The sequence below is a fragment of the Nonomuraea sp. CA-218870 genome (assembly GCF_050936535.1).
GTDB classification, from domain to species: Bacteria; Actinomycetota; Actinomycetes; order Streptosporangiales; family Streptosporangiaceae; genus Nonomuraea; species Nonomuraea corallina.
Genome location: NZ_JBNJMN010000003.1, coordinates 291,965 through 305,106, shown reverse-complemented (window position 1 = coordinate 305,106; position 13,142 = coordinate 291,965). Strand labels below are relative to the sequence as shown.

The 13,142-nt window shown below is 71.9% G+C and carries 12 protein-coding genes and 1 pseudogene; 10 read left to right on the top strand and 3 right to left on the bottom strand.

What is annotated here, in order from left to right; genetic code table 11:
* Positions 1 to 36 precede the first annotated feature (36 nt).
* From aceE to ACQEUU_RS36350, 3 genes are all read left to right on the top strand, one after another.
* The gene (gene aceE, locus ACQEUU_RS36360; RefSeq protein ID WP_433075161.1) at positions 37 to 2,784 is read left to right on the top strand and encodes a pyruvate dehydrogenase (acetyl-transferring), homodimeric type; all 2,748 of its coding nucleotides are present in this window, start codon (positions 37 to 39) and stop codon (positions 2,782 to 2,784) included.
* A 174-nt stretch (positions 2,785 to 2,958) separates the two neighbouring features.
* On the top strand, positions 2,959 to 4,473 hold the full coding sequence (locus ACQEUU_RS36355; protein WP_433075158.1) for an alpha/beta hydrolase: 1,515 nt from the start codon (positions 2,959 to 2,961) through the stop codon (positions 4,471 to 4,473).
* A 10-nt stretch (positions 4,474 to 4,483) separates the two neighbouring features.
* On the top strand, positions 4,484 to 5,224 hold the full coding sequence (locus tag ACQEUU_RS36350; RefSeq protein ID WP_433075155.1) for a maleylpyruvate isomerase family mycothiol-dependent enzyme: 741 nt from the start codon (positions 4,484 to 4,486) through the stop codon (positions 5,222 to 5,224).
* A gap of 250 nt (positions 5,225 to 5,474) precedes the next feature.
* Here the strand turns inward: ACQEUU_RS36350 and ACQEUU_RS36345 are convergent.
* The 3 genes and pseudogenes from ACQEUU_RS36345 to ACQEUU_RS36335 all read right to left on the bottom strand — a co-directional run.
* Positions 5,475 to 5,699: pseudogene (locus ACQEUU_RS36345) on the bottom strand (VOC family protein); the annotation flags it as partial.
* A 77-nt stretch (positions 5,700 to 5,776) separates the two neighbouring features.
* Complete coding sequence (locus tag ACQEUU_RS36340; RefSeq protein ID WP_433075152.1) at positions 5,777 to 6,505, bottom strand: helix-turn-helix transcriptional regulator; 729 nt, start codon at positions 6,503 to 6,505, stop codon at positions 5,777 to 5,779.
* 56 nt (positions 6,506 to 6,561) lie between these two features.
* Positions 6,562 to 7,581: a PHP domain-containing protein gene (locus ACQEUU_RS36335; protein WP_433075149.1), complete on the bottom strand. Its 1,020-nt coding sequence runs from the start codon at positions 7,579 to 7,581 to the stop codon at positions 6,562 to 6,564.
* 101 nt (positions 7,582 to 7,682) lie between these two features.
* Between ACQEUU_RS36335 and ACQEUU_RS36330 the strand changes: the two genes are divergently transcribed.
* The 7 genes from ACQEUU_RS36330 (at position 7,683) to ACQEUU_RS36300 (ending at position 13,141) form a co-directional block, all read left to right on the top strand.
* Complete coding sequence (locus tag ACQEUU_RS36330; protein WP_433075146.1) at positions 7,683 to 8,099, top strand: hypothetical protein; 417 nt, start codon at positions 7,683 to 7,685, stop codon at positions 8,097 to 8,099.
* Between the two features lie 3 nt (positions 8,100 to 8,102).
* Positions 8,103 to 9,251, top strand: a complete 1,149-nt coding sequence (locus ACQEUU_RS36325; RefSeq protein WP_433075144.1) for a glutathionylspermidine synthase family protein — start codon at positions 8,103 to 8,105, stop codon at positions 9,249 to 9,251.
* Entirely contained in the window at positions 9,248 to 9,679 is a 432-nt protein-coding gene (locus tag ACQEUU_RS36320; protein WP_393400093.1) for a DUF350 domain-containing protein, read from the top strand. Before ACQEUU_RS36325 ends, ACQEUU_RS36320 begins: the two co-directional genes overlap by 4 nt.
* 70 nt (positions 9,680 to 9,749) lie before the next feature.
* Positions 9,750 to 10,874, top strand: coding sequence for a PucR family transcriptional regulator (locus ACQEUU_RS36315; RefSeq protein WP_270153245.1), 1,125 nt, complete (start codon positions 9,750 to 9,752; stop codon positions 10,872 to 10,874).
* A gap of 103 nt (positions 10,875 to 10,977) precedes the next feature.
* The gene (locus ACQEUU_RS36310) at positions 10,978 to 11,874 is read left to right on the top strand and encodes an ACP S-malonyltransferase (protein ID WP_433075140.1); all 897 of its coding nucleotides are present in this window, start codon (positions 10,978 to 10,980) and stop codon (positions 11,872 to 11,874) included.
* On the top strand, positions 11,871 to 12,827 hold the full coding sequence (locus ACQEUU_RS36305; protein ID WP_433075137.1) for a beta-ketoacyl-ACP synthase III: 957 nt from the start codon (positions 11,871 to 11,873) through the stop codon (positions 12,825 to 12,827). Before ACQEUU_RS36310 ends, ACQEUU_RS36305 begins: the two co-directional genes overlap by 4 nt.
* 74 nt (positions 12,828 to 12,901) lie before the next feature.
* A complete protein-coding gene (locus ACQEUU_RS36300; protein WP_148030187.1) occupies positions 12,902 to 13,141 on the top strand; it encodes an acyl carrier protein in 240 nt (79 codons plus the stop codon).
* Position 13,142: the final 1 nt, after the last annotated feature.

Sequence of the window (13,142 nt, the reverse complement as noted above, 5' to 3'; positions counted from 1 at the left end):
GACCAGACATCAGTCATCCTCGGAAGGCGAGACCCAGTGGCTTCCGGACGCCAGCGATTCTCGATCATCAGTGACGGCCTACCCAGCCAGTTGCCTGATGTCGATCCCAGTGAGACCAACGAGTGGCTCGAGTCCCTCGACAACGTCGTCAAGACGGAGGGCCGCACCAGAGCTCGCTATCTGATGCTCCGCATTCTGGAGCGGGCCCGCGAGCACCAGGTCGGCGTGCCGGGGCTGCGCAGCACCGACTACATCAACACCATCCCGCCGGAGCGCGAGCCCTGGTTCCCCGGCGACGAGCACGTCGAGCGGCGCATCCGCGCCTACATCCGCTGGAACGCCGCGATCATGGTGTCGCGGGCCAACGCCCGCACCAACGTCGGCGGCCACATCGCCACCTACGCCTCCGCCGCGTCGCTCTACGAGGTCGGCTTCAACCACTTCTTCCGCGGCAAGGACCACGGCGAGTCGGGCGACCAGGTGTTCTTCCAGGGTCACGCGGCGCCCGGCATCTACGCCCGCGCCTTCCTGGAGGGCCGGCTCAACGAGAGCCAGCTCGACGCGTTCCGGCAGGAGCTCTCGCACGGCTTCCACGGCCTGCCCTCCTACCCGCACCCGCGGCTCATGCCCGACTTCTGGGAGTTCCCGACCGTCTCCATGGGTCTGGGCCCGATCAACGCGATCTACCAGGCGCGGTTCAACCGCTACCTGCTCAACCGCGAGATCAAGGACACCAGCCGCAGCCACGTCTGGGCGTTCCTGGGCGACGGCGAGATGGACGAGCCCGAGTCGCTGGGCGCGATCGGCGTGGCCGCCCGCGAGGAGCTCGACAACCTCACCTTCGTGATCAACTGCAACCTGCAGCGCCTCGACGGCCCGGTACGCGGCAACGGCAAGATCATTCAGGAGCTGGAGGCCTACTTCCGGGGCGCCGGCTGGAACGTCATCAAGGTCGTCTGGGGCCGCGACTGGGACCCGCTGCTGGCCGCCGACGTCGACGGCGTGCTGGTCAACCAGATGAACACCACGCCCGACGGCCAGTTCCAGACCTACTCGGTGGAGTCGGGCGCCTACATCCGCGACCACTTCTTCGGCACCGACCCGCGCCTGCGCAAGATGGCCGAGCACCTCAGCGACGACGACATCCGCAAGCTGTCGCGCGGCGGCCACGACTACCGCAAGGTCTACGCGGCCTTCAAGGCGGCCCGCGAGCACGTCGGCCAGCCGACGGTCATCCTGGCCCAGACCATCAAGGGCTGGACCCTCGGCAAGGACTTCGAGGCGCGCAACGCCACTCACCAGATGAAGAAGCTCACCAAGGCCGAGCTGAAGGAGTTCCGCGACCGGCTCTACCTGCCGATCCCGGACTCGGCGCTGGAGGGCGAGCTGCCGCCGTACTTCCACCCGGGCGAGGACGACCCCGAGATCCAGTACATGAAGGAGCGCCGCGCGGCGCTCGGCGGGGTCCTGCCCAAGCGGGTCAGCCGCGCCAAGACCGTCAAGCTGCCCGGCGAGGAGGCCTACAAGACCTTCACCAAGGGCTCCGGCAAGCAGCAGGTCGCCACCACGATGGCGTTCGTCCGGCTGCTGAAGGACCTCATGCGCGACAAGGAGATCGGCCACCGGTTCGTGCCGATCATCCCGGACGAGGCCCGCACGTTCGGCCTGGACGCGATGTTCCCGACCGCGAAGATCTACTCGCCGCACGGCCAGATGTACGAGGCCGTCGACCGCGAGCTGCTCCTGTCGTACAAGGAGGCCGTGCAGGGGCAGATCCTGCACGAGGGCATCAGCGAGTCGGGGTCGATGGCCTCGATGATCGCCGCCGGCACCTCGTACGCCACGCACGGCGAGCACATGATCCCGATCTACATCTTCTACTCGATGTTCGGGTTCCAGCGGACCGGCGACCAGATGTGGGCCCTGGGCGACCAGATGGGCCGCGGCTTCCTGATCGGCGCCACGGCCGGCCGCACCACGCTCAACGGCGAGGGCCTGCAGCACGAGGACGGCCACACGCCGCTCATCGCCTCCACCAACCCGGCGGCGGTCATCTACGACCCGTCGTGGGCGTTCGAGGTGGCCCACATCGTCAGGGACGGCCTGCGCCGCATGTACGGCGACAAGCCCGAGGACCTGTTCTACTACCTGACCGTCTACAACGAGCCCTACCTGCAGCCCGCCCAGCCCGAGGGCATCGACGTCGACGGCCTGCTGCGGGGCCTCTACAAGTACGCTGACGGGCCGGGGACACAGGGGCCGAAGGCCAACATCCTGGCCTCCGGCGTGGCCGGGCCGTGGGCGATGGAGGCCCAGCGGATGCTGGCCGACGACTGGGGCGTGTCGGCCGCCGTCTGGTCGGCCACCTCCTGGACCGAGCTGCGCCGCGAGGCGCTGACCTGCGACGAGCACAACCTGCTCAACCCCGACGCCGAGCGGCGCGTGCCGTACGTGACGCGGGCGCTGTCGGAGGCGCAGGGCCCGTTCGTGGGCGTCAGCGACTACATGAAGGCCGTGCAGGACCAGATCGCGCAGTGGGTGCCGGGTGACTGGTCCTCGCTGGGCACCGACGGGTTCGGCCTGTCAGACACCCGTTCGGCGCTGCGCCGCCACTTCCACGTGGACGCCGCCTCCATCACGCTGGCCGTGCTCACGTCCCTGGTCCGCCGGGGCGAGCTCGACGGCGAGGTGCTGCGCGAGGCGATCGCCCGCTACCACCTGAAGAACGGCGTGACCGAGGCCGGCGGCCCCGAGACCAACGACACCCAGTCGATGGGCGTCTGACCACATCCGCACCGCATCCGCGCGACGTGCCCCCGTGAAGGCTTTCACGGGGGCACGTCCGGTTCCGGGGCAGGCGGCACGGGCCCGGAAGGGTGGCGCGCCGCCGAATCCCGTGCGCGGTCCCGTATTGTGGGCAGCACTTCCCCCGGAGACGACAAGGGGAGACTGTTCGTGATGCGCCGCGTCCTCGCCGCCGCACTCGTGGCCACCACGGCCGCCATGACCGCCGGCTGTGTCAGCACCGCCCAACCCGCCAGCGACGGCTCACCGGAGACGACCGGGGGCGGGCAGATCGCGTGGGGCCCGTGCACCGACATCAAGCGCCCCGACGGCGAGCCGCCGGCCCGCCAGGACCAGAACGTGCGCTGCGGGACGCTGTCGGTGCCGCTCGACTACGCCGAGCCCGGCGGCGAGCAGATCAAACTCGCCATGATCAAGATCCCGGCGGTCGACCAGCGCAACCGGATCGGCTCCCTGCTGTTCAACTTCGGCGGCCCAGGCGCCTCCGGCGTCGACACGCTCGACCAGGCGGCCAAGGCGCTGTCGACGCTGCGCGCCCGCTACGACCTGATCAGCTTCGACCCGCGCGGCGTCGAGCGCAGCTCGGGGGTGCGCTGCGGCACCGGCGCCGACCTGGACGCCTTCACCTCGCAGGACACGCTGCCGCCCGGTGAGGAGACCCGCCGCGAGATCGAGGCGGCCAACCGCGAGTTCGCCCGGCTGTGCGAGCGCGACGCGGGCAGGATCCTGCCGTACGTCGGCACCGTCAACGCCGCCCGCGACATGGACCGGATGCGGATCGCGCTGGGCGACGAGAAGCTGAACTACGTCGGCATGTCCTACGGCACCCAGCTCGGCGCCGTCTACGCCACCCAGTTCCCGGGCAACGTCGGCCGCGTGGTGCTCGACGCGCCGCTCGACCCCACGGTCAGCTTCGAGGAGCGCACGCTGGCCCAGACCCGCGGCTTCCAGCAGGTGTACGAGAGCTTCCTGAAGGCGTGCGTCAAGGAGCGGTGCGAGATCGGCACGAGCGTGCAGGACGCCAACGCGAACGTGGAGAAGCTGCTCAACGACCTGGCCGCGAAGCCGCTCAAGGTCGGCACGCGGGAGCTGACCCAAGGGCTGGCGGCCACCGGCGTGGCCTCGGCGCTCTACTCGGAGATGACCTGGCCGTTCCTGGAGACCGCGCTCGGGCAGGCGCTCAAGGGCCAGGGCGGCGCGCTGCTCTACCTGGCCGACAGCTACACCGGGCGGAACGAGGACGGCACCTACTCCACCCAGATGACCAGCTTCCCCGCCATCACCTGCGCCGACTCGGCCGAGCGGCCCGACAAGGCGACGCTGCGCCGCACCGAGGAGGCCGCGCTGGCGATCTCGCCGCTGTTCGGCAGCGAGGGCTCGGGCGGGCTCTGCAGCATCTGGCCGGCCCAGGGCGGCGACGAGGCCAAGCGGGTGGACGCCACCGGCTCGGCCCCCATCGTGGTGGTCGGGGGCAAGAACGACCCGGCGACCCCGTACGAGTGGGCGCCCCGGCTGACGGCGCAGCTCAAGACCGCCACGCTGGTCACCTACGAGGGCGAGGGGCACGGCGCCTACCTGTCGGGCAGCCGGTGCGTGACCCAGCTGGTCGACGCCTACCTCCTGGAGGGCAAGCAGCCGGCGAAGGGCGCCATCTGCCCGGCGGCCTAGGCTCTGGTCCGTGACGGACTACTGCTCCTTGATCGAGAGTGAGACGGCGCGGGTGGCCCGGCTGGCGTCCGCGCCGGCGGACACCCCGGTGCCGGCGTGCCCCGGCTGGACCCTGGGCGACCTCATCAGGCACCTGGGCACCATGCACCGGTGGGTGGCCCACCTGGTGTCCACCCGCGCCCAGGACCCGCTGTGGCCCCGCGACGTGCCCGACGGGCCGGCCGAGGGCCGCAGCGGCGACGCGGACTGGCTGGCGGAGGGGGCGGCCGGGCTGGTGCGGACGCTGCGCGCCACCGACCCGGCCACGCCGCTGTGGACGTGGGGGCCCGGCGGCACCGCGGGCTGGTGGGCCAGGCGGATGACGTTCGAGCTGGTCGTGCACCGGGTGGACGCCGAGCAGGCGCTGGGCCTGGAGCCGGAGCTGGACCCCGCGCTGGCGGCCGACGGCGTCGAGGAGCTGCTCGGCAACCTGACGGGCGCCCGGTGGGTGAGCCGGCGGCTGGCGGAGCTGGACCTGACGGGCACGACGTTCCACCTGCACGCGACCGACCTGTCGGGCGAGTGGACGTTCACCCAGGGGCCCGGCGGCGTGGTGACGTGGGAGCGCGGGCACGCCAAGGGCGACGCGGCGGTGCGGGCGCCGGTCGGCGACCTGCTGCTGCTGATGTACGGCAGGCGTTCGTGCGACGGGCTGCCGGTGTTCGGCGACCGGGCGCGGCTGGAGCGGTGGCTCGCCGCCGCCGGGCTGTGAGCCCCGGACGCGCCGCCACTCGGCGGTCGGCGGCGTGTCCGGGGCCGGGGGCCGCCGGGAGGGCGGCCGGACGCGGGCCGGGGTCGCGGGGAAGGCGTGCTCCCGGCCCGCGACGATCAATGGCGGTGGTGGAGCCCGAACAGGTTGCCCGAGATGTCCTGGACGTAGGCGAAGTCGGTGCCGGGGCCGTCGGCGATCGCCATCGCACCACCTTGCCGCCGAGCGACTCGGCCCGGCCGCAGGCCTCCTCGACGTCGGCCACGTGGACGTGGAAGAGGGCATGGGAGGGGAACTCGCCCCTGGTGTTGAAGATGCCGCCGACCGGCTCGCCGCCCGCGCCGTCGATCAGGCGGTAGTCGATCTGGTCGCTGTCCTCACGGGCGAAGGTCCAGCCGAACAGCCCGCCGTAGAAGCGCTCGGCACCGTCGGGGTCGTCGGTCGCGACCTCGAACCAGGTCACGGTGTTGTCGGTCATGCCGTCTCCTCAGCGTTTCCGTACGAGACAAGAATGTGGCGGCGAAGCGACAACCCTATGTCGGTGTTTTCGAACTCCTAATCGAGAATCGCACCGCGGACGATCATCTCGGGGACGTCGGCGGCGAAGCCCTCCAGCGGCCGGTCCGGGGCGCGCTCGGCGCGGACCTCGGCGTCGACGATGCGGTCGAGGCGGAAGACGCGCACGTCGTCGCGGAGCCGGCACCAGGCCACGAGATACCAGAACCCGCCACGGCCGCCCAGGAAGACGCCGGGCTCGACGTCGCGGGAGGTCAGCGCGCCCTTGGCGTCGGCGTAGCCGAGACGCAGCACGCGGCGGCGCAGCAGCGCCTCCTCGATGGCGCGCGAGACGCCCTCGGCTCCGAGCGGGCGGGCCGGGCCGCCGGGCTCGGGCGGCTCGGCGACGAGCATCACGCGGCGGGCCAGCTCGCGGGCCAGCTCCCCCTCGCGGCCCGGCATGGCGGCCACGACCTTGCGTAACGCGCTGCGGGCCTGGCGGCCGAACGGCTGGTCGCCGGCCCGGCTGAGCGCCACCGCGATGGCCACCGCCTCGGCCGGGGTGAAGTTGAGCGGAGGCAGGGACATCGTCTTGTCGATCGCGTAGCCGCCCCTGCGGCCCTGCTCGGCGTAGATCGGCACCCCGGACTCCTGCAGCGCGATGATGTCGCGCTCGATCGTGCGCACGCTCACCTCGAACCGCGCGGCGAGCTCGCGCGCGGAACGGCAGCGCGGCGAGATGGCGCGCAGGTCCTCGACGAGCGCGTAGAGCCGGTCGGTGCGGTTCACACTTGTGACGGTACGCTCCGGCACCGACAATCGCGTGCCCACAGGGGTTTCGGGCGTCAGCGGGCCCAGGCCAGGAGGTCGTCCGCGGGCCAGGTGTTCACGATCCGCTCCGGCTCGACGCCGCACAGCGCGGCCCGCTCGCAGCCGAAGCGCTGCCAGTCGAGCTGACCCGGGGCGTGCGCGTCGGAGTCGACCGCGAACGCGCAGCCCTGCTCGTACGCCTGACGCAGCAGCCGCTTGGGCGGGTCGAGCCGGTCGGGCCTGGAGTTGATCTCGACGGCCACGCCGAACCGGCGGCACGCCTCGAAGACCAGCTCGGCGTCGAACTCCGACTCCGGCCTGCGGGCGCCGCGCGCGCCGCCCGCCCGCACGATCCGCCCGGTGCAGTGGCCGAGCACGTCGACGCGCGGGTTCGCGATCGCGGTGACCATCCTGCGGGTCATCTCCGTACGGTCCATCCGCAGCTTGGAGTGCACGCTGGCGACCACCACGTCGAGCCGGTCGAGCAGCTCCGGCTCCTGGTCGAGGCCGCCGCCGGCGTCGATGTCGACCTCGATGCCGGTGAGGATCCGGAACGGGGCGAGCCGCAGGTTGAGCTCGGCGACCACGTCGAGCTGCTCGCGCAGGCGGGCGGCGGACAGGCCGCGGGCGACGGTCAGGCGCGGCGAGTGGTCGGTGAGCGCCAGGTAGCCGTGGCCGAGCGCCAGGGCCGCCAGCGCCATCTCCTCGATCGGCGAGCCTCCGTCGGACCAGTCGGAGTGGCTGTGCAGGTCGCCCTTGAGCGCGGCGCGCAGCGCGGCGGCCTCCTCCCCCAGGTCGGCGCCCTCGGTGGCGCGCAGCCTGCGCAGATAGGTCGGGACCTGCCCGTCCAGCGCCTCGCTGATCACCAGCGCGGTGACCTTGCCGATGCCGGGCAGCTCGGCCAGCCCGCCCGACCGCGCGCGCCGTTCCAGCTCCTCGCGCGGCAGCTCGATGACGACGGCGGCGGCGCGGCGGAAGGCGCGCACCCGGTAGGCGGGCTCGCCCGCGCGTTCCAGCAGGAAGGCGATCTCCCGGAACGCCTCGACCGGTTCCATACGTTAGTCCCCTACCAGAGCAGCCGAGGCGGAGCGACCCGGGATTGAACGGTGCGCCCCCGCGCCGCTAGGCTGTGCGATCGCAAGAGAGCAGGAGCTAGATGGCCCAGATGCCGCACCACGCCCCCCGACCCGGCAAGGCGCCCCCCAGGAAGAAGAAGTCGTCCAACGTCGTGACCCTCACCGTCATCGGTGTGGTGTCGGTCATGGTGGTCGGCTACTGCGCGGCCACCTCCGGCTCCGAGGACGTCACCGCCGACTGCGTCGACACCAGCCGGCAGGCCGACGACGGCACCTACGTCGTGGTCGACGAGTCCTTCTGCGACGACGACCGCGGCGGCACCTACTTCTACGGCGGGTCCCGCGCAGCTTATCACTGGTACTACGGCGGCACCCGGGTCGGCAATCGCGTGCGCGGCGGCACCACCCTCCGCCCGTCCGACGCCACCATCACCAGCCGCGAGGGCCGCACGATCCAGCGGGGCGGCTTCGGCAGCTCCCGCGGCGGCGGGAGCTGAGCGGTGCGGCGCGAGCGCGGCGCGCCCCGCGCGGGCTGGGAGAAGACCATCGAGAGCCAGGGCCTGGCCTACCACCGGGCGGCCCACCCCGAGGGCCTGAACAGGCCATACTGGGACGAGTCCGTCCACTACGTCTTCTCCATGGCGGAGGTGGAGTCGCTGGAGGAGCAGGTCGAGGAGCTCCACGCGATGTGCCTGCGGGCCGCCGCCCACGTGGTCGAGACCGGGCGCTTCGCCGACTTCGCCATACCCGGGTGGGCCGCCGAGGAGGTCGCCCGGTCCTGGGAGCGGCGCGACGCCCACCTGTACGCCCGGTTCGACCTGCGCTACGACGGCACCGGCCCGGCCAAGCTGCTGGAGTACAACGCCGACACGCCGACCTCGTTGCTGGAGTCGTCGGTGATCCAGTGGTTCTGGCTGCAGGACACCCATCCCGGCGACGACCAGTGGAACTCCATCCACGAGCGGCTCATCGACCGCTGGCGCGCGCTGCCGCTGCCGCCCGGCCCCACCCACTTCGCCTGGACCAACATGGACGAGACGGGCGAGGAGGCCATGACCCTGGCCTACCTGCAGGAGACCGCCGAACAGGCGGGCCTGCTGACGGTCGCCGTCGCCATGGAGGACATCGGCTGGGACGAGCTCAACCGGCGCTTCGTCGACATGGACGAGCAGATGATCCGCTCGATCTTCAAGCTCTATCCATGGGAGTGGATGCTGGGCGAGCCCTTCGGCCGCCACGCGGTGCGCCACTCCACCTGGATCGAGCCGCTGTGGAAGGCGCTGCTGTCCAACAAGGCGCTGCTGGCCGTGCTCTGGGAGCTCTACCCCGACCATCCCAACCTGCTGCCCGCCTATCTCGACGGCCCGCGCGACCTGGAGTCCTACATCGCCAAGCCGCTGCTCGGCCGCGAAGGCGCCTCGATGCGGGTGGTCACCCCGGCCCTGACCCAGGAGACGCCCGGGTCGTACGGGCAGGAGGGCTACGTCTTCCAGGGCTTCGAGGCGCTGCCCGAGTTCGACGGCCAGCGGCCCGTGCTCGGCGCCTGGGTGATCGCCGACGAGGCGGCGGGCCTGGGCATCCGGGAGACCACCGGCCTGATCACCGACGACACCTCGTCCTTCGTCCCTCACCGAATCGAGCTCACATGACTCTCCTGGAGACCCTCGCCCGCGGCGCGGGCGCCATCGCCTCCTACGCCGCCGTCGGCGTCATCCTGATGATCGTCGGCTTCTACGTGATCGACCTGGCCACGCCCGGCCGGCTGAGCGAGGTCATCCGCTCCCAGCGCAACCCGAACGCCACGCTGCTGGCCTCCTCGGCGATGGCGGCCGTGGGGCTCATCGTCGCGGCCTCCATCTGGTCCTCCGGCGGGCGGCTGGCCGAAGGGCTGGCGGGCACCGCGGTGTTCGGACTGGTCGGCATCGTGGTGCAGACGCTGGCGATGCTGCTGTTCGACCGGGTGGCGGGCATCTCGGTGCGGGAGCTGGTCAAGGAGCCCGAGCTGCAGCCCGGCGCGCGGCTGCTGGCGGTCACCCACGTGGCGATCGGCCTGATCACGGCCGTCGCGGTCATCTGACGGGACCTGGCACTCTAGGAGCGTGACAGACCGGACGCGGGAGGACACCACTCGAAAGCTCGAACGCGCCATGGGCGCGCTCGGCACCGCCGCCATGGCCCGCATGGACGACCAGCTGCCCTGGTTCCGGGCGCTCAGCGCCGAGGACCGCTCATGGGTGGGGCTGGTGGCGCAGGCCGGCATCGCCGCGTTCGTGGAGTGGTTCCAGCACGCCGGCGAGGACCGGCCCACGCCCAGCATCGAGTTCTTCGGCACCGCCCCGCGCGAGCTGAAGCGCTCGATCTCGCTGCAGCAGACCGTCGACATCGTCAGGGTCGTGGTGGAGGTGGTGGAGGCGCAGGTCGACCAGCTGGCCGCGCCCGGCGGCGAGACCCAGCTGCAGCAGGCCATGCTCCGCTACACCCGCGACGTGGCGTTCGCGGCCGCGCACGTCTACGCCCGCGAGGCCGAGGCCAGAGGCGCCTGGGACGCGCGGCTGGAGGCGCTGATCGTGGACGCGCTGGTGCGCGGCGAGGTCGACGACGGCCTCCACTCGTGGGCCGCCGCGCTCGGCTGGACGTCCTCACCCGTGGTGGTGATCGCCGGGCACGCGCCCGACGGCGACCCGCGCGAGGTGATCGACGGGCTGCGGGAGCGGGGCCGGCGCATCGGCATGGAGCTGCTCGCCGGGGTGCAGGCCGACCGGCTGATCGTGATCGTGGGCGGGGCCGGCAGCCCGAACGACGCGGCCCGGCAGGTCGTGGCCCGGTTCGGCCAGGGCCCGATCGTCATCGGCCCCGAGGTGCCCGACCTGCACGCCGCCGCCAACTCGGCCAGGGCCGCGCTGGCCGGGCTCAAGGCCAGCTCCGGCTGGCCCGACGCGCCCCGTCCGGTGCACGCCGAGGAGCTGCTGGCCGAACGGGCGCTCGACGGCGACGACGACGCCAGGGAGCAGCTCGTGGAGAGCGTCTACCTGCCGCTGGCCGGCACTCCGCTGCTCGACACGCTCGCCACGTACCTGGAGCAGGGCACCTCGCTGGAGGCGACCGCGCGGCTGCTGTTCGTCCACCCGAACACGGTGCGTTACCGGTTGCGGAAGATCACCGAGCTGACCGGCTACCAGCCGACCGAGGGCCGTTCCGCCTTCACGCTGCAGGTCGGCCTCATCCTCGGCAGGCTCGCGGAGAGCGCCGTAACCTGGCGGGCCCTAACGTAACGGGGCCGAAACCCAAACTGTGGGCTTCCTACAAAGCACCATGGACAAAGTGTGTGCAGATCTTCATCAGCGTGTCGGACTTCTACAGGGCATGGTGGACTTCGTGCTTGTACTCGTCGCGCCCGGCCAAGGCGCCCAAACACCTGGCTTCCTCACTCCGTGGCTCAAGCTTCCCGGCGTGGCGGACCGGCTTGCCGCCTGGTCCGAGGTGGCCGGGATCGACCTGATCGCCTGCGGCACCACCGCGGGAGCCGACGAGATCCGCGACACCGCCATCGCGCAGCCGCTGCTCGTGGCCGCCGCCCTGGCCTCCGCCGAGGTGCTCGGCGCGACGCCCGACGTGCTGGCCGGCCACAGCGTCGGCGAGTTCGCCACCGCGGCGCTGGCCGGGGTGCTGACCCCTGAGCAGGCGCTGGACCTGGTGAGCGAGCGCGGGCAGGCCATGGCCAAGGCCGCGGCGATCACCGAGACCGGCATGACCGCCGTGCTCGGCGGCGTGGAGGCCGACGTGCTGGCCGCGCTCGACGAGCACGGCCTGACGCCCGCCAACATCAACGGCGCCGGCCAGATCGTCGCGGGCGGCACCGTCGAGCAGCTCGCCGCGCTCAAGGCCGACCCTCCGGCGCGCGCCCGGCTGATCCCGCTGTCGGTCGCGGGCGCCTTCCACACCGTCCACATGATCCCCGCGGTCGAGCAGCTGCGTGAGGCCGCCCGGCGGGCCGAGCCCGCCGACCCGAAGGTCACGCTGCTGTCCAACGCCGACGGCGCGGCCGTCACCGACGGGGCCGAGGTCATGCGCCGGCTCGTCGACCAGGTGAGCAACCCCGTCCGCTGGGACGCCTGCATGGCCACCATGGCCGAGCTCGGCGTCACCCGGATGATCGAGCTGCTGCCCGGCGGCACGCTGACCGGCCTGGCCAGGCGCGGGCTGCGCGGCGTCGAGACCGTGGCGCTCAAGACCCCCGCCGACCTCGACGCCGCCAGGGAGCTGATGAAGTGAGGATCCCCGACACCGCCCCGGGGGCGAAGGTGCTGGCGCTCGGCCACTACCAGCCGTCCCGGGTGGTCACCAACGACGACCTGTCCAAGACCATGGACACCAGCGACGAGTGGATCCGGTCCCGCGTCGGCATCCAGGAGCGCCGGATCGCCGGCGACGCGGAGAGCCTGGAGGACATGGCCGCCCAGGCGGGCGGCAAGGCGCTGGCCGCGAGCGGCCTGGCCACCTCCGACATCGACCTGGTGATCGTGGCCACCTGCACGCTGGAGAGCCAGATCCCCAACGCGGCCGCAGTCGTCGCCCATCGCCTGGGCATCTCCTCGCCGGGCGCCTTCGACGTCAACGCCGCCTGCGCCGGTTTCTGCTACGCGCTCTCCACCGCCGACTCCGCCATCCGCTCAGGCTCGGCGAGGAACGTGCTGGTCATCGGTGCCGAGAAGCTGTCGCAGTGGCTCGACTGGACCGACCGCTCCACCGCGGTGATCTTCGCCGACGGCGCGGGCGCGGCCGTGGTCGGCCCGTCCGACACCCCGGGCATCGGCCCGGTGGTCTGGGGCAGCGCGGGCGACAAGTCCGAAGCCATCATGATCCCGGACCGCCACGGCTCCCTCCACCAGGAGGGCCAGACCGTGTTCCGGTGGGCCACCACCGCCCTCCACCCGGTCGCCAAGCAGGCGTGCGAGCGGGCGGGCGTCGACCCGTCCGAGCTGGCCGCCTTCATCCCCCATCAGGCCAACCTGCGTATCATCGAGGCCATCGCCCGCAGGCTGGGCGCCGAGAAGGCCGTCGTCGCCCGCGACATCGTGCTCGCGGGCAACACCTCGGCCGCCTCCATCCCCCTCGCGCTCTCGCGCATGCTGGAGCGCGGTGAGGTCCGCTCGGGCGAGCTCGCGCTCGTCCTCGGCTTCGGAGCCGGCCTCACCTACGCGGGCCAGGTCATCGAGATTCCCTAGACCCCCCGTACGATCTCTCAGAGCCTGCACGGCTCGACCGTGCAGAACCCAGGAAACTAAGGAGAACCAACGACATGGCTGCCACCGAGCAGGAGATCCTCGAGGGCCTCGGCAAGATCATCAACGAGATCACCGGCATTCCGGCCTCCGAAGTGACGCCCGAGAAGAGCTTCGTGGACGATCTCGACATCGACTCCCTGTCCATGGTCGAGATCGCCGTGGCCGCCCAGGACGAGTTCGGCGTCGAGATTCCCGACGACCAGCTCAAGAACCTGAAGACGGTCAAGGACGTCCTCACGTTCATCCAGAACTGAC

Excerpts from the sequence above, each read along its gene's own strand:
- ACQEUU_RS36330 (WP_433075146.1), top strand. The coding sequence starts at position 7,683 with ATGGCCCAGATGCCGCACCACGCCCCCCGACCCGGCAAGGCGCCCCCC.
- ACQEUU_RS36315 (WP_270153245.1), top strand. The coding sequence starts at position 9,750 with ATGGGCGCGCTCGGCACCGCCGCCATGGCCCGCATGGACGACCAGCTG.
- ACQEUU_RS36300 (WP_148030187.1), top strand. The coding sequence starts at position 12,902 with ATGGCTGCCACCGAGCAGGAGATCCTCGAGGGCCTCGGCAAGATCATC.
- ACQEUU_RS36320 (WP_393400093.1), top strand. The coding sequence starts at position 9,248 with ATGACTCTCCTGGAGACCCTCGCCCGCGGCGCGGGCGCCATCGCCTCC.
- ACQEUU_RS36355 (WP_433075158.1), top strand. The coding sequence starts at position 2,959 with ATGCGCCGCGTCCTCGCCGCCGCACTCGTGGCCACCACGGCCGCCATG.
- ACQEUU_RS36335 (WP_433075149.1), bottom strand. The coding sequence starts at position 7,581 with ATGGAACCGGTCGAGGCGTTCCGGGAGATCGCCTTCCTGCTGGAACGC.